We start from the raw sequence: 15,769 nt of genomic DNA on the forward strand, positions 1-15,769 counted from the left end.
GCGCCCGTCACGCGCCGGCTCCGCTGGGCCGGCGCGTCCGGGCGAGCGCTACGGCCGCGCGCGCGTGGGCGCGACGCCGTACTTCTTCATCTTGCCCTGCAGCGTCGTCGGACGGAGGCCGAGCAGGGAGGCCGCGCCGCCCGGGCCGTAGACCCGGCCGCCGGCGTGCGAGAGCGCGCGCTCGATGAGCGCCCGGACCTCCTCCTCGAACGTGCCGGGCGCCGCGGCGTCGGGCGCGGCCGCCGGCGCGCCGTCCTGCGTGAGGCGGACGGGCAGGTCGGGGAGGGACAGCTCGGGCCCGGGGGAGAGGATGAGCGCCCGCTGCAGGAAGTTCTCGAGCTCGCGGACGTTGCCCGGCCAGTCGTGCGCCTCGAGGGCGCGCCAGACGTCCTCGGCGACGCGGGGCGGGCGGCGGTGCATCCCCGCCGCGTGGCGCGCGAGGAAGTGCATGGCGAGGGGCCGGATCTCGTCGCGCCGCTCGCGCAGCGGCGGGAGCTCGATGGGAAACACCGCGAGGCGGTAGTAGAGGTCCGCGCGGAAGGTGCCGCGCGCGACCATCTCCTCGAGGTTCCGGTTCGTCGCGGCGACGACTCGCACGTCGACCTTCACCGGCTCGGTCCCGCCGACGCGCTCGACCACGCGCTCCTGCAGGACGCGGAGGAGCCGCACCTGCACCGAGGGTGGAGCGTCGCCGACCTCGTCGAGGAAGATCGTCCCGCCGTCCGCCTGCTCGAACCGGCCCGGGCGGCGGCGGCTCGCGCCGGTGAAGGCGCCCTTCTCGTGGCCGAACAGCTCGCTCTCGATGAGCCCCTCGGGGATCGCGCCCAGGTTCACCGGGACGAACGGTGCGTTGAAGCGGGGGCTGAACTCGTGGACCATCCGCGCGAGCCCCTCCTTGCCGACACCGGTCTCGCCCCGGATGAGGACGGTGGTCGTGGAGGGCGAGACGAGCCGCACCCGCTCGACGACGTCCTTCATCCCCGGGCTCTCCGCCACGTAGCGGGCGTCGCGCTTGATCTGCCGGATCTCCTCCTTGAGGAGGGCGTTCTCGCGCCCGAGGAGCCGGTTGAGGCGCTGGACCTCCTCGACCATGAGGCTGTTGTGCAGGGCGATGGCGACGAGGTGCGCGACCTGCTTCGCCACCTCGAAGCAGCAGTCGAGGAGCCCCTCCGCGGGCGGATGGGCGATGTCGAGCGTGCCGAGCACCTCGTTCTCGAAGACGAGGGGGAACGAGACGAGGGAGCCGTAGCCGTACGCGGCGAGCAGCGGCTCCTCGCGGTACCGGGGCGACTTGGGCTGGAGCGGGTCCACGACGCAGGGCGTCCGCTCGCCGAGCGCCTTGCCGGCCGCGGACCCCGCGAGCGGGAAGGAGGTGCCGAGCTCCGGCGAGGGCTGGCGGGGGTCCGAGACGAGCACGACCTCTGCACGGGTCGGGTCGGTCGGAGAGATGCGGTTGATCGCCACGCGCGTCACCCCGAAGTGGCGGCGCAGGAGCTGGCCCGTGCGGTCGAGCACGGAGGCGAGATCGACGGTCGAGAGCACCGCCTCGATCGCCTCCTCGACGATGCGCCGGTGCGGGTCCTCGTGCGAGACGACGGGCAGGATCGAGCCAACCATGGGCCGGTGAGTAACGAAATGCCGGTGCGTCCGTCAACCTCCCGGCGGTGCGAGTTCCCCCGTTGGAGAGTCGAACCCCAGGAAGACCGGGGGGTTCGGCGGTTGGCAACGCCCTTGCTCTAGCTCACGGACGGGTGCGCGCTGTCGCCCCCGCACGGAGAGGAAGCCATGGACGCCATCGAGACCCTCATGAACGAGCACCGCCTGATCGAGCGCGTGCTGGACGCTCTCGTCGGCTTCGCCGACGAGGCCCGCCGCAAGGGCACGACCGACAAGGCGGAGCTCGGCCGCTTCGTCGGCTTCATCCGCGAGTTCGCCGATCGCTGCCACCACGGGAAGGAGGAGGACATCCTCTTCGCCGCGATGGTGTCGCACGGCTTCCCGAAGAACGGCGGTCCGGTCGCGGTGATGCTCCACGAGCACGCGCAGGGCAGGGCGCTCGTGGGCGAGCTCGCCGCCAAGGCCGCGCAGGACGGCGAGTGGACCCCGGCCGACCTGCAGGAGATCGCCGACGGCGCGTACGCGTACTCGAACCTGCTCCACGCCCACATCCACAAGGAAGACGCCATCCTCTACCCGATGGCGGAGCAGCGGCTCCCGCCCGAGGCGATGGAGCGCGTCGCCGAGGACTGCGAGCGCTTCGAGCGCGAGCAGACCGGCGCGGGCGAGCACGAGCGCTACCACGCGCTCGCCGACGAGCTCGTCCTCCGCCACGCGGGCACCATCCACCCCGCCGCGAGCACGACCCAGCCGCACCGCCACGACTGCTGCGGCTAGCGGCCCGCGCCCGCTCGCCAACCCACGACCTTCACCCCGCACCCGCACGGCTGCCACGGCACGCCGCCGCGCGAGCCTCATACCCCGCAGTCCGGAGAGTCCATGAGCCACAAGGGACGCGCCATCCTGCTGTTCACCATCGTCGCCGCCTTCTCCGTCCTCATCTTCGGCGGTGCGAAGATCAACGAGCACAAGCCGCCCATCCCCGACCGCGTCGTCTCCGCGACGGGCGAGGTGGTGATGACGGGCGAGGACATCCACCAGGGCCAGCTGCAGTACCTGTCCCGCGGTGGGCAGCAGACCGGCTCGATCTGGGGCCACGGCGCGTACCTCGCGCCGGACTGGTCCGCCGACGCGCTCCACCGCGTCGGCCTCGCCGCGGCGGGGCTCGCGGCCGGCCGCGCGCCCGCGGACGCCGCCGCGTTCACGCAGGGAGACCTGGAGGCGCTGCCCGCCGGCGAGCGCGGGCGCGTCGACGCCGAGGTCGCCGCCGAGCTGCGCCAGAACCGCTACGACCCCGCCACCGGCACGCTCACGCTCTCGCCGGGCCAGTCCGCGGCGTTCCCCGCGCTGGTCGCGTACTACACGAAGCTCTTCGGCGAGGGCTCCGACCCGATGTCGATCCCGAAGGGCTTCGTCGCCGATCCCCGGGACGCCCGGGCGATGACAGCGTTCTTCTTCTGGACGGCCTGGTCCGCGGGCACGAACCGCCCCGGCGAGACGTTCAGCTACACCGCGAACTTCCCGTACGACCCGCTCGTCGGCAACCGCCCGCTGCCCTCGTCGCTCGTCTGGTCCATCGTCTCGGTCGTGCTGCTCATCCTGGGCACGTTCGGGGCCATCTACTTCTACCTGCGGCTGCGCGGGAAGGATCACGAGGAGCCCGCCCGGCTCGCGCCGCTCGCGGAGCCGAACCCGACCCCGAGCCAGCGCGCCGCGCTGCCGTACTTCCTCGTCGCGATCGTCCTCTTCATCCTCCAGGCGGCGCTGGGCTCCGTCACCGGCCACTTCGCCGTCGAGGGCAACAAGCTCTTCGGCATCGAGATCGGGCAGCTCCTGCCGTACGCCGCGACGCGCGGCTGGCACCTCCAGCTCGCCGTCTTCTGGATCGCGACCTGCTGGCTCGCGACGGGCCTCTTCATCGGCCCGGCGGTGAGCGGCCACGAGCCGAAGGGCCAGAAGGCCCTCGTCTACACCCTCCTCGGCGCGCTCGTGGTCGTCGTCGTCGGCGCCCTCGCCGGCACCTACTTCGGCGTCCGCGGCAAGCTCTCCGGGCCGAACGGCTGGCTCATCGGACACCAGGGCTACGAGTACATCGAGCTCGGCCGCGTCTGGCAGCTCGCGCTCATCGGCGGGATGCTCCTCTGGCTCGCGCTCGTGTACCGCGCGGTGAAGCCCGCGCTCGCGGCCGAGAAGGACAAGGGCGGCCTCACCCACCTGCTGCTCTACGCCTCGGTCACCATCCCGCTCTTCTACTCGGTCGGGCTCTTCTACACGCCGGGCACGCACATCGCCGTCGCCGACTACTGGCGCTGGTGGGTCGTGCACCTGTGGGTGGAGAACTTCTTCGAGGTGTTCGCCACCGTCGCGCTCGCGTTCATCCTCGCCCGCATCGGGGCGGTCGGTCAGAAGTCGGCGCTCCGCGCGACCTACTTCTCCATCCTGCTCTACCTCGGCTCCGGCATCATCGGGACCTTCCACCACCTGTACTTCACCGGCTCCCCGCTCTTCATCACGGCGCTCGGCGCGACGTTCTCGGCCCTCGAGATCGTGCCGCTCACGCTCCTCGGCTTCGAGGTGTACGAGAACCTGAAGCTCGCGCGGTCGGGCCCGAACGCGCAGCCCTGGAAGTGGCCGCTCTACTTCTTCGTCGCGGTCGCGTTCTGGAACGCGGTGGGCGCCGGCGTCCTCGGCTTCCTCATCAACCCGCCGATCGTCCTCTACTACGCGCAGGGCCTCAACACGACGCCCATCCACTCGCACGGCGCGCTGTTCGGCGTGTACGGCTTCCTCGCCATCGCGCTCATGCTCTTCTCCATGCGGAACATCGTCCGCAAGGACGCCTGGAGCGACGGCCTCCTCAAGGGCGCGTTCTGGGGCCTCAACGGCGGCCTCGCGGGCATGATCGTCTTCTCCCTCCTCCCCGCGGGCATCTACCAGTTCGCGATCGGGATCGAGAAGGGCCTTTGGTACGCCCGCAGCCCCGAGGTGACGGGCAGCGCCTTCATCCACGCCGTCACCTGGGCGCGCCTCGTGCCGGACCTCGTGTTCCTCGGCGGCGCCGCGCTCCTCCTCACGTTCGTGGTGCGCGCCATCGCGCGGGACGTCGCGCTCCGCCGCGCTGACAGGGCCGGCGAGCGCACGGACGTGCGCCGGGCGGCGTAGCCGGGCGGACGTGGGAGCGCGTCCGTCCCGGACGGACGCGCGAGCGCCAGGGGGTTTCCCCCGAGCCCGAGGCGCGACGGAGGGGCGGGGCCGGTTCGCCGGTCTCGCCCCTCCGCCTTTTCGGCGGCGCGTGCCTACGCTGCCAGGAGGGAGGGAACACCGTGAACGCCATCGACCTACTGGAGCAGCAGCATCGAGAGGTGGAGGAGCTCTTCGAGGAGTTCGAGAGCGCCGGGGAGCGGGCGAAGAAGAAGAAGGAGCAGCTCTGCCGGGAGATCTCGGACCAGCTCGCGATGCACGCCGAGATCGAGGAGAAGCTCTTCTACCCGGAGTCGAAGCAGGAGAACACCGAGGACATCCTCCGCGAGTCCGTGGAGGAGCACCTGTCCATGAAGCGCATCCTCTCCGACCTGCTCGAGCTCGGGGCCGACGACGCGCAGTTCGACGCGAAGCTGTCGGTGCTCAAGGAGCAGGTCGAGCACCACGTCGAGGAGGAGGAGAAGGAGCTCTTCCCCAAGGTCCGCAAGGCGCTGTCGAAGGACGAGCTCGAGGACCTCGGCGAGCGGATGGAGCAGATGTTCGACCGGCTGGAGGCGGAGGGGGACGCCAGCGCCAAGATCCCCGGCCAGACGGACGCGCCGTCGCAGATCTGAGCGGGCGAGTTGCCCGCTCCCCCCGGCTCCCTTAAAACGGCTCCCGTGAACGAGACCGAGCTGCTCGCTCGGGCGCGGCCGGGTCGGAACGACCCCTGCTGGTGCGGGAGCGGGCAGAAGTACAAGAAGTGTCACCTCGACGAGGACTCCCGCGGCGCGGCGCCGGACGCGCCGGCGCGCCCGCACCGCCGCCCCCTGCGGCCGGGGGTCGTATCGCCGCGGCGGGCCGTGCCGGCCACCATCCCGCGGCCGGACTACGCGTCGAGCGGGCGTCCCAAGGCGCAGGGCCGGGACGTGAAGACGCCCGAGGAGCTCGTGCGGCTCCGGCGCGCCTGCCGGGCGGCCGCCCGCGTGCTGCGGGTCACCGGCGAGGCGGTCCGGGCGGGGGTCACGACCGACGCCCTCGACGAGCTCGCCCACGCGGAGACGCTGCGGCTCGGCGGCTACCCGAGCCCGCTCAACTACCGCGGCTACCCCAAGTCCCTCTGCACCTCGGTGAACGAGGTGATCTGCCACGGCATCCCGGACAGCCGGCCTCTCGAGGACGGCGACATCGTGAACCTCGACGTGACCGTCTACCTCGACGGCATGCACGGGGACTGCTCGGCGACGTTCCTCGTCGGCCAGGTGGACGGCGAGGGGCGCCGGCTCGTGCAGGTCGCGCGCGAGTGCCTCGCGAAGGGCATCGCGGCCGTCCGTCCGGGGCGGCCCATCTCCGACATCGGGCGCGCCATCGAGTCGCACGCGTCGCGCCACGGCTACGGCGTCGTCCGCTCCTACTGCGGGCACGGCATCGGCGAGACGTTCCACACCACGATCCAGATCCCGCACCACTACGATCCGTCGCTGCGCCGCACGATGGAGAAGGGCATGACGTTCACGGTCGAGCCCATGATCACCGAGGGGACCTGGCAGGACCTGCTCTGGGACGACGGCTGGACCGCCGTCACCGCGGACGGGAAGCGCTCGGCGCAGTTCGAGCACACGCTGGCAGTGACCGACGACGGGGCGGAGATCCTCACGCTGGAGGAGTAGCTCCGCCCCCGCCCGCAGGCGCCGAGGTGAGCCGGCGGGGCGCGCGCCCCCTCACACCCTCAGCCCGACCGCGCGCATCAGCGCGAGGGCGTTCGAGTGCGCGACGACCCCCGGCCGCAGCCGGTAGTCGAACGCGATCTCGCCGTCCTTCACCTGATCCTCGAAGTGCCCGTTCGCGAGCACGCCGTCCGAGCCGCCGAGCTCGGTGAGGGCGAGATCGTGCGTCGTGACGAGCCCGAGGGCGCCGCGGTCGAGGAGGCCCCGCACGATCGCCTCGGCGCCGATGCGGCGGTCGTGCGAGTTCGTGCCGTGGAGGATCTCGTCGAGGAGGAAGAGGAGGGGGAACGGGCCCGCCGCGAGGTCGGCGAGCTCCTTGAGCCGCGTGATCTCGGCGTAGAAGCGGGACTTGCCGGCCTGGAGCGAGTCCTGGATCCGCAGCGTGGCGCCGGCCTGGACCGGCGTGAGGCGCATGCGGGCGGCGCGGACGGGCGCGCCGGCGAGGGCGAGCACGACGTTCACGCCGGCGGTGCGGAGGTAGGTGCTCTTCCCGGACATGTTCGAGCCGGAGACGAGGAGCACGCGCGGACCCTCGCCGCCGAGACGGAGATCGTTCGGCACCGCGCCGGGCAGCAGCGGGTGCCTGAGCCCCTCGGCCTCGAGGATCGGCCCGCGACCCGGACCTCCGTCCAGGAGCTCCGGCCAGGCGTCGCCGGGATGCTCGTAGGCATACCCCGCGAGCGAGGAGAGCGCCTCGAGCTCCGCCACCGCCTCGAGCCAGCGCCGGATGCCGCGGCCGGACGCCGCGCGCCAGCGCTCGACCGCGGCGGCGTGCAAGGGCCCCCACGCGAGCGCGAACGCGAGGGGGGCGAAGAACTGGTTCCGGCCCCACTCCATCCGCGCGACCACGCGGACGAGGGCGGCGATCCGGACGGAGGCGGGCGCCCCGGCGCCGCGCAGCGACGCCTGGAGCGCCCCGAGGCGCGCGTCGCCGTCGAGCGGCTCAGCCTCGAGCCGCTCGAGCAGCAGCGCCAGCACGCGCAGCTCCGCCGCGGGGTGCTCGACCCCGCCGAGGACGTGGGCCATCCGGCCGCGCAGGACGCGCGAGAACGCCCACTCCCCGAGGAGGACGAGGAGCAGCGGCGCCGGGCCGAGCCCCACTCCCCAGGCGACCGCCGCCGCGACGGCCAGCGCGGCGAGCGCCAGCGCCGCCGGCCGCACGAAGGCCGGGAGGAGGGGCGCGGCCTCGCCCCACGCGGCGAGCCCGGCGGCGTCCACGCCGGCGCGGACGTCCTCGCCGAGGACCGCGAGGTCCTCGCGCAGATCGAGGCGCGGAGCGAGCGAGGCGATCGCGCGCTGGCGGGCTCGGCCCTCCGCCGCCGGCGCGGGGTGGAGGAGCCAGGCCGCGAGGCGCTCCTCGCCCGGGCGCGTGCGGGCGGCGCAGAGGAGCTCGAACAGCGAGCCCCGGCCGAACAGGTCGAGGTCGAGCGCGTACGGGTGGGCGGGATCGGCGAACCGCTCGCCGCCGGCGCCGGCGCCGGCGAACGTTCCGTCCATGCGCGCCAGCGCCGCCGTGTGGAACGCGACGGCGCGCCGGGCGCGAGCGCGCGCGGAGAGGACGCGATCGTGGACGACGGCGAGCGCCACGAACGCGGCGAGCGGCCCGAGGAGCCAGCCGGCCGAGAGCCGGTGCTGGCCCCACGCGAGCCACGCGAGCGCGGCGCCGGCGGCGAAGATCGCGAGGCGGCCCCACGCGATGCGGGCGTCGGCGCGGTCGAGCCGCGCGACCGCCGCGCGGCGCGCCTCGAGGCGGCGGGTGATCTCCTCTCGGGGACCGTTCACGGCGCGGGAGGGTAGCGCGGAAGCGGCGCGGCCGCACCGGTTCGCAGGCGCGACGGTTCGGAGGCGTGGACCCGCCGGGGCGCCGAGGCGCGCTCCCGGACGCCCGAGCGCGCAGCCTCCGCTGGGGCTAAGCGAAAGGGGTCCGCCGCGTTGCCTGGCTCTCCGCGCGTGGAAAGGTTCAGAGCCGGCGCGGGACGCGGACCGTCCGTCCGGCGCGCCAGGGAGGACGGGTGAGGGAAAGCGTGGGGGGCGCAGGAGGGGCGGATCGCGCGGGGACGCTGGCCGCGCGGCTCGCTGACGTCCGCCGCCGCACCGTCGCGCTCGCGGCTCCGCTCTCGCCGGAGGACGCCGCCGTTCAATCGATGCCGGACGCGAGCCCGGCGAAGTGGCACCTCGCGCACACGTCCTGGTTCTTCGAGGCGTTCGTGCTCCCCCGGGTGGAGCGGGCCTTCCGCCCGTTTCACGATGCGTACGCGTACCTCTTCAACTCCTACTACGAGGCGGTCGGGCCGCGGCAGCCCAGGCCGCAGCGGGGCCTGCTCTCTCGCCCCTCGCTGGCGGAGGTGCTCCGCTACCGCGCGAACGTGGACGAGCGGATGTCGGCGGCGCTCGCCGCGCGCCCCGGGGACGAGGTCCTCGCCACGGTGGAGCTGGGGATCGCCCACGAGGAGCAGCACCAGGAGCTGCTCCTCACCGACGTGAAGCACGCCTTCTTCTCGAACCCGCTCCGCCCCGCCTACGCCCCGGACGCCCTCCCGGGGAGACCGGCGCCCGCCTCCGCCCCGCCGCTCGCCTACGTCCCGCGCGACGGCGGGATCGTCGAGGTCGGCGCGCGCGGGAGCGAGTTCGCGTTCGACAACGAGCGGCCCCGCCACCGCGCCCTCCTGGAGCCGCACGCCCTCGCGACGCGGCCCACCACGAACGGCGAGTGGCTCGCCTTCGTGGAGGACGGGGGCTACCGGCGGCCCGAGCTGTGGCTCTCCGACGGGTTCGCCGCGGCGCGCGCAGGTGACTGGAAGGCGCCGCTCTACTGGGAGCGCGGGGAGAGCGGATGGGCGATCTTCACGCTCGCGGGCCCGCGCCCGCTCGATCCCGCGGAGCCCGTCGCGCACGTCTCGTACTACGAGGCGGACGCCTACGCGCGGTGGGCGGGCGCGCGGCTGCCGACCGAGGTCGAGTGGGAGGCGGCGGCGGCCGGAGCGAGCGCCACCGCCGAAGGGACGCTCGCGGACGCGGGACGGTTCCACCCCGCGCCGGCCGCCGCCGGTCCGGGGTTCCGCCAGCTCCTCGGCGACGTGTGGGAGTGGACCTCGTCCGCCTACGCGCCATACCCGGGCTTCCGCCCGCTGGCGGGGCCGCTCGGCGAGTACAACGGGAAGTTCATGGTCAGCCAGCTCACCCTGCGCGGCGGCTCGTGCGCCACGCCGCGGGGGCACGTGCGCCCGACGTACCGGAACTTCTTCCCTCCGGGGGCGCGCTGGCAGTTCACGGGCGTACGACTGGCGAGGGACGGGGCGTGATCGGACTCGAGGGTGCGAGCATCGGGGTGGGGGAGCGGACGAGCGAGTCCGCCCGGTTCCGCGAGGACGTGGTGCGCGGCCTGTCGCTGCCGCGAAAGGCGCTGCCGCCGAAGTGGCTCTACGACCGCCGCGGCTCGGCGCTGTTCGAGCTCATCTGCGAGCAGCCGGAGTACTACCCGACGCGGACGGAGCTCGGGATCCTGGAGGGGTACGCCGGTGAGATCGCCGAGGCGATCGGCCCCGGCGCGCTCGTCTTCGAGCCCGGCGCCGGCAGCGGCCGGAAGACCGCGCTCCTGCTCGCGGCGCTGGAGCGGCCCGCCGGCTACGTGCCGGTCGACATCTCCGGGGACGCGCTCCTCGAAGGCGCCGAGTCCCTGCGCCGGCAGTTCCCGCGCCTCCCGGTCCTGCCGCTCGTGGGCGACTTCACCGCGCCCATGGCGCTGCCCCTCGGGGAGCTCCCCGCGCGCCGGCGCGTGGCGTTCTTCCCGGGCTCGACCATCGGCAACTTCGATCCGCCCGAGGCCGTGGCGCTGCTCCGGCGGATGGCGCGCGACGCCGGGCCGGGCGGCGCGCTCGTCATCGGCGTCGATCTCGCCAAGGACGAGCGGACCCTCGTCCGCGCCTACGACGACGCCCGCGGCGTCACCGCCGCGTTCGACCTGAACCTGCTCGCGCGCATGAACCGCGAGCTCGGCGGGGACTTCCGGCTCTCTTCGTTCCGCCACCGCGCGATCTTCGACCCGGACTACTCGCGCGTGGAGATGCACCTCGAGAGCCTGGAGCCGCAGATCGTCACCGTGGCGGGCGAGCCCTTCGCGTTCCGCGCCGGCGAGACCATCCACACCGAGAGCGCGTACAAGTGGGAGCCGCGCGCCTTCGACGCGCTCGCGCTCATCGCCGGCTGGCGCCCGGAGCGGACCTGGACGGACGAGCGGGCCTGGTTCGCGGTGAAGCTCTACACCGCCGTACGCTGAACGGCCGATCATGATTCGCGAACGGGCGAGCGACGCGCGCGCGCCGGGGCCCTGACGGTCCATGGGCGCGCGGCGGACCGCGGCCGAGCTGGAGGCGCGCGCCGCCCGCGCGGCGCCGGGCAGCACGGCGCGGCCGCCGGTCTCGGAGCCGCTCGCGATGCTGCAGCGGCGGGGCCTCGACCCGCGCCCGTCGCGGCACGACCTGCCGTTCCCGCCCGGGCACGATCCCGCCGCCGTCGCGGCCCTCGTCGAGCGCCTCCGGCACTACGCCTTCCGGCTGTTCCTGCGCGGCGCGATCCTGCGTGGCGCGGGGTTCACGCCCGGGCAGGCGACGCGCTACGTCGCCGCCGAGAAGGCGCGCGAGCTGGCCGACGCGCTGGTCGCCATGGGGCTCGCCGCGCCGCTCCCCCGCGGCCGCTACCGGCTCGTGCACCGGCCGCGCACCTTCGGCGGCACGCTCGAGTGGTGGCTCGGCGAGGAGCTGCGCGCGCGGCTCGCGCTCGAGGTGGCGACGGGCGTCCGCTCCGGCGCGCCCGGCGTCGGCGGCGACCTCGACGTCGTCGCGGCCGGCGAGGGGAAGCTCATCTACCTGGAGGTGAAGTCGTCCCCGCCCAAGCACGTCACCCAGCCGGAGGTCGGCGCGTTCCTGCGCCGCGTCTCGGCGGTCCGGCCCGACGTCGCGCTCTTCGTCGTCGACACGGCGCTCCGCCTCGGGGACAAGATCGTCCCGATGTTCGAGCTCGCCCTCGCGCGCGGCGGCGGCGCGGGGCCGGTCCGCCGCCTGTTCCGAGAGACGTGGTCGGTCGGGCCGCACGTCTACGTGGTGAACGCGCGGGAGGACCTCGTGGACAACGTGTGCCGCGCGATCGCGGAGGGGATCCGGGCGCTGGCGCCGCCGGCGCCGTAGGGGAGGGGGACTCGACCGCGAGTGCGACCGGTCCCCCCACGCGTCGTCCGTTCTCCATTCGTCACGTCTTCCGCGCGGTCTGGCAGCGTCGCGCGAGCGCCCGCCCCGGCGGACCGGAGCGGGCGCGGGCGTCTCCCATGGGGGCGGAGCGTCAGGAGACCGGCTGCGGCTCGGCGAACAGGGCATGCCCGCCCGCCTCCCCGACGGCGGCTGGCCGCGCGGCCGGGGTCACGGGCAGCTTCGGGCGGAGCTCCTCGACCGTCACGCCGAGGCCGATGCCGCCCTGCTCGAGCCAGGCGTGCTTGCCCTCGAGCACCTCGCGGCCCATCGCGTAGCTCCTCGCGTCGTCGTTGCTCCAGAGCGCGCCGAAGAGGGCACGCACCTTCCGGCGCGTGCCGAGGCAGAAGTGATCGGCGAGCCTCGCGGCGTCCGCCGCCTCGGAGAGGCCGGCGTTCTTCATCGCCTGCGCGCGCGTCACGCTCGCCGCCATCGCGAAGAGCTCGTTCGCGATGTCCACGAGGCGGAACAGGAACGCCTGCTTCCGCTCCGCGGCGGCCTGGAAGACCACCATCGAGTGGAAGATCTCTCGCGCGAGCTTGCGGCTCGAGCGCTCGACGAAGCGGAGGTGGCTCGCGTTCCTGCCGAACTCGCGGTAGCGCGGGGCGAAGAGACCCCGCGCCCACAGGCCGAGGTACCAGGGCACGTAGAACGCCCCGAGCCTCGGGAGCTGGGCGAGCTTGCTCGAGACCGGCACCTTCGGGTCGATGAGGGCGCCGGCGATCTCGAGGTGCTTGTCCACCGCCTCGCGCGCCATGAAGAGGTGCATCACCTCCGACGAGCCCTCGAAGATGAGGTTGATGCGCAGGTCGCGCATCGCGCGCTCCACGTCGACGCCCGCCTCGCCGCGCGCGGCGAGGGAGCTCGCCTTCTCGTACCCGCGGCCGCCGCGGATCTGCATCGTCTCGTCCACGAGGTGCCAGGCCTCGACGGTGTTCCACTCCTTCGCCGCGGCGGCCTCGAGGCGGATGTCGTAGCCCTTCCGGTCGGCGAGCGACTGGGCGAGATCCGAGACCGCCTCCATGGCGAAGACGGTGGACGCCATGCCGGCGAGCTTGTGCGCGATCGCCTCGTGCTTGCCGATCTCCTGGCCCCACTGGACGCGGGCCTGGGACCACTTGCGCGAGAGCTCGAGGAACCGCTTCCCGCCGCCGACCACCGCGGCCGGGAGCGACAGCCGGCCGGTGTTGAGCGTCGTGAGCGCGATCTTGAGGCCGCGGCCCTCCTTGCCGATGAGGTTCTCGACCGGGACCTTCACGTCCGTGAAGCGGATGGCGGCGTTGGCGAGCGCGCGGAGGCCCATGAACCTGCAGCGGTGCGTGACCTCCACGCCCTCCGAGTCCGCCTCCACCACGAACGCGCTGATGGCGCTCGTGCGCGGGTTCTTCGCCATGACCACGAGGAGCTCGGCGATGGTGCCGTTCGTGCACCAGAGCTTGGAGCCGTTGATGACGTAGTGCCTGCCGTCGGGGCTGAGCTCGTAGCTCGTGGAGAGGCGGGCCGGATCCGAGCCGACCTGCACCTCGGTGAGCGCGAACGCGCTCACCGCGCCCTTCGCGATGCGCGGCAGGTACTTCTTCTTCAGCTCGGGAGAGCCGAAGAGCTTGAGCGGCTGCGGGACGCCGATCGACTGGTGCGCCGAGAGCAGGGCGGTGACGTTCGCGTCGTAGCCGCCGACGAGCTGCATGGCCTTGCCGTACTCGACCTGGGTGAGCCCCAGGCCGCCGTACTCGACCGGCACCTTCATCCCGAACGCGCCGAGCTTGCGGAGCCCGTCGAGGACCTCCGGCGGATACTCGCCGGTCTCGTCGATGCGGACGGGATCCACCTTCTCGCGCAGGAACCGCTCGAGCTCCGCGTAGAAGCGCTGGAACTCGGGACGCTCCGCCCGATCGAGCGGATAGGGGTGGATGAGATCCAGCCGAAGCTTCCCGAGGAACAGCTCGCGGAGGAACCCGGCACCCTGCCACTCGGCCTCCCGTGCCGCCTCGGCCACCTCGCGGGAGCGCTGCATCTCGTCATTGCGCTGCGTCACGGCCATGGCGCTACCTCCCCTGATTCCCTAATCAAATTAACGCAACGCGCCTTGCCAACTGACACGACCCCTCGGGGCGCGGGTCGGCGGAGGCTCGCCCGAGGGGGCGGGGGACAGCCCCTGGCGTCCGGGCGCCATGCGATCGACCCTATCGCTGGCCAGACGATGCCGAAGCCGCCCTCCCGCGAATCGCCCGCCTTCCTCGCGCTGCTCGCCCTCGCCCTCCTGGCCGTGCTCGGCGCGGACGCCGTGGGCCCCCTCGGCTCCGCCGAGTGGGCGCTGTACGCAGTGCCGGTCGCCCTGACGCTGCTCGCGCGAACCGCGTGGGCGCCGCTCGCCACCGCCACCGCGGCCACCGCCCTGGTCGCGGTCGGCTACCACCTGTCGCCCGCGGCGCCGGTGGGCCTCCCCGCCTGGCTGCCCGTCACGAACAGGGTGATCGGCCTCGTGATGGTCTGGGTGGTCGCGCTCATCGTCCGGGCCACGGTGCGCGCGCGGGCGGAGGTCGCGCGGGAGCAGTGGTTGCGGGAGGGGACGGCCGTGGTCCGGCGCGCGCTGCAGGGCGACAAGGCCGTCGAGGCGGTCGCGGCCGACGCGCTCCGCGCGATCGCGAACCACCTCGGCGCCGAGATCGGCGTGCTGCACGTGGCGGGCGACGACGGCCGCTATCACCGGCGCGCGGCCCTCGCGGGAGCGCCGGGCGGCGCGCCCGCCCCGTTCGCGGAGGGGGAGGGGCTCCCGGGAGAGGTCGCGGTGGCCGGGCGCGTGCGGGTCGTGAACGACGTCCCGCCGGGCTACCTGCGCGTCACCTCCGGCGCGGGCGCGGCCGACCCGCGCGCCCTCGTGCTCGCGCCGTCGAGGGTGGACGACGAGGTGAACGGCGTCGTCGAGCTCGGCGCGTTCCGACCGTTCGACGACCTCGACGTCGAGGTGCTCGACCGCATCGCGCTGCCGCTGGGGATCTCGCTCCGCTCCGCCCGGGACCGGGCGCGGCTCGAGGAGCTGCTCGCGGAGACGCAGCGGCAGGCGGAGCGGCTCGAGGTGCAGCAGGAGGAGCTGCGCGTCGCGAACGAGGAGCTGCAGTCGCAGGCCGACGCGCTGCGCGAGTCCCAGGCTCGGCTCGAGGAACAGCAGGCGGAGCTCGAGCAGGTGAACGTCCAGCTCGAGGAGCAGGCCACGGTCCTCGAGGATCAGCGGGCGCAGCTCGCCGGGCGCGGCGCGGAGCTCGAGGAGCGCGCGCGCGAGCTCGAGCGCGCGAGCCGGTTCAAGTCGGAGTTCCTCGCCAACATGTCGCACGAGCTCCGCACCCCGCTCAACAGCGCGCTCATCCTCGCGAAGCTCCTCGGCGAGAACGCGACCGGGAACCTCACGGAGGAGCAGGTGAGGTACGCGCGCACGATCCACCAGGCGGGCAGCGACCTGCTCGCGCTCATCAACGACATCCTCGACCTCTCCAAGATCGAGGCGGGCCGGCTGGAGGTCCACCCGGAGGCGCTGCCGATCGCGCGGCTCGTGGAGCAGCTCGCGCTCACGTTCGCGCCGATCGCGGCGGAGCGCGGCCTGGCGTTCGAGCGGATCATCGAGCCGGGGGCGCCCGCGGAGCTCACGACCGATCCCCAGCGCCTGCTCCAGATCCTGCAGAACCTCCTCTCGAACGCGTTCAAGTTCACGGAGCGCGGCGGGGTCATCCTGCGAGTCTCGTCCGCGCCGGACGACCGCGTCGCGCTGTCGGTCCGGGACACCGGCATCGGCATCCCCGAGGAGAAGCAGCGCCTCGTGTTCGAGGCGTTCCGGCAGGCCGACGGCACGATCAACCGGCGCTACGGGGGCACGGGGCTCGGGCTCTCCATCGCGCGCGAGCTCGTGGCGCTCCTCGGAGGGGAGCTCTCGATCGAGAGCGCGCCGGGGAAGGGGAGCGTCTTCACGGTCACGCTGCCGAGAGCCATCGGCCCTCGCGCGCGCGAGGGCGT

The 15,769-nt window shown here is 73.7% G+C and carries 11 protein-coding genes; 8 read left to right on the forward strand and 3 right to left on the reverse strand.

Annotation, left to right across the window (positions count from 1 at the left end; translation table 11 throughout):
• Window positions 1-48: 48 nt before the first annotated feature.
• Complete coding sequence (locus MNZ39_RS13430) at window positions 49-1,617, reverse strand: sigma-54-dependent Fis family transcriptional regulator (protein WP_242339290.1); 1,569 nt, start codon at window positions 1,615-1,617, stop codon at window positions 49-51.
• A gap of 168 nt (window positions 1,618-1,785) precedes the next feature.
• On the opposite strand from MNZ39_RS13430, the gene MNZ39_RS13435 reads away from it, so the two are divergent.
• The 4 genes from MNZ39_RS13435 (at window position 1,786) to map (ending at window position 6,467) form a co-directional block, all read left to right on the forward strand.
• A complete protein-coding gene (locus MNZ39_RS13435; RefSeq protein ID WP_242339292.1) occupies window positions 1,786-2,394 on the forward strand; it encodes a hemerythrin domain-containing protein in 609 nt (202 codons plus the stop codon).
• 102 nt (window positions 2,395-2,496) lie between these two features.
• A complete protein-coding gene (locus tag MNZ39_RS13440; protein ID WP_242339294.1) occupies window positions 2,497-4,779 on the forward strand; it encodes a nitric-oxide reductase large subunit in 2,283 nt (760 codons plus the stop codon).
• A gap of 161 nt (window positions 4,780-4,940) precedes the next feature.
• Window positions 4,941-5,432 (forward strand): hemerythrin domain-containing protein, encoded by a 492-nt coding sequence (locus tag MNZ39_RS13445; protein WP_242339296.1) that lies wholly within the window; start codon window positions 4,941-4,943, stop codon window positions 5,430-5,432.
• 45 nt (window positions 5,433-5,477) lie between these two features.
• Window positions 5,478-6,467 (forward strand): type I methionyl aminopeptidase, encoded by a 990-nt coding sequence (gene map / locus MNZ39_RS13450; RefSeq protein ID WP_242339298.1) that lies wholly within the window; start codon window positions 5,478-5,480, stop codon window positions 6,465-6,467.
• 51 nt (window positions 6,468-6,518) lie between these two features.
• Here the strand turns inward: map and MNZ39_RS24970 are convergent, their stop codons facing one another.
• On the reverse strand, window positions 6,519-8,306 hold the full coding sequence (locus MNZ39_RS24970; protein ID WP_242339300.1) for a DNA mismatch repair protein MutS: 1,788 nt from the start codon (window positions 8,304-8,306) through the stop codon (window positions 6,519-6,521).
• A 242-nt stretch (window positions 8,307-8,548) separates the two neighbouring features.
• Here MNZ39_RS24970 and egtB point away from each other — a divergent pair, with 242 nt between their 5' ends.
• The 3 genes from egtB (at window position 8,549) to MNZ39_RS13470 (ending at window position 11,707) form a co-directional block, all read left to right on the forward strand.
• Window positions 8,549-9,826 carry an ergothioneine biosynthesis protein EgtB gene (gene egtB / locus MNZ39_RS13460; protein WP_242339303.1) on the forward strand — a complete coding sequence of 426 codons (1,278 nt, stop codon included), beginning with the start codon at window positions 8,549-8,551 and terminating at the stop codon, window positions 9,824-9,826.
• A complete protein-coding gene (gene egtD, locus MNZ39_RS13465; protein WP_242339305.1) occupies window positions 9,823-10,800 on the forward strand; it encodes an L-histidine N(alpha)-methyltransferase in 978 nt (325 codons plus the stop codon). The genes egtB and egtD overlap by 4 nt, the downstream gene beginning before the upstream one ends.
• Window positions 10,801-10,861: 61 nt before the next feature.
• Window positions 10,862-11,707, forward strand: a complete 846-nt coding sequence (locus tag MNZ39_RS13470) for a hypothetical protein (protein ID WP_242339307.1) — start codon at window positions 10,862-10,864, stop codon at window positions 11,705-11,707.
• A 151-nt stretch (window positions 11,708-11,858) separates the two neighbouring features.
• On the opposite strand, the gene MNZ39_RS13475 is transcribed toward MNZ39_RS13470, so the two are convergent.
• Complete coding sequence (locus MNZ39_RS13475) at window positions 11,859-13,805, reverse strand: acyl-CoA dehydrogenase family protein (protein ID WP_242339309.1); 1,947 nt, start codon at window positions 13,803-13,805, stop codon at window positions 11,859-11,861.
• Between the two features lie 159 nt (window positions 13,806-13,964).
• On the opposite strand from MNZ39_RS13475, the gene MNZ39_RS13480 reads away from it, so the two are divergent.
• The coding region (locus MNZ39_RS13480; protein WP_242339311.1) for a GAF domain-containing sensor histidine kinase at window positions 13,965-15,769 on the forward strand (1,805 nt) is incomplete at its 3' end.

Source organism: Anaeromyxobacter sp. SG66 (genome assembly GCF_022690805.1).
Classification (GTDB): domain Bacteria; phylum Myxococcota; class Myxococcia; order Myxococcales; family Anaeromyxobacteraceae; genus Anaeromyxobacter; species Anaeromyxobacter soli.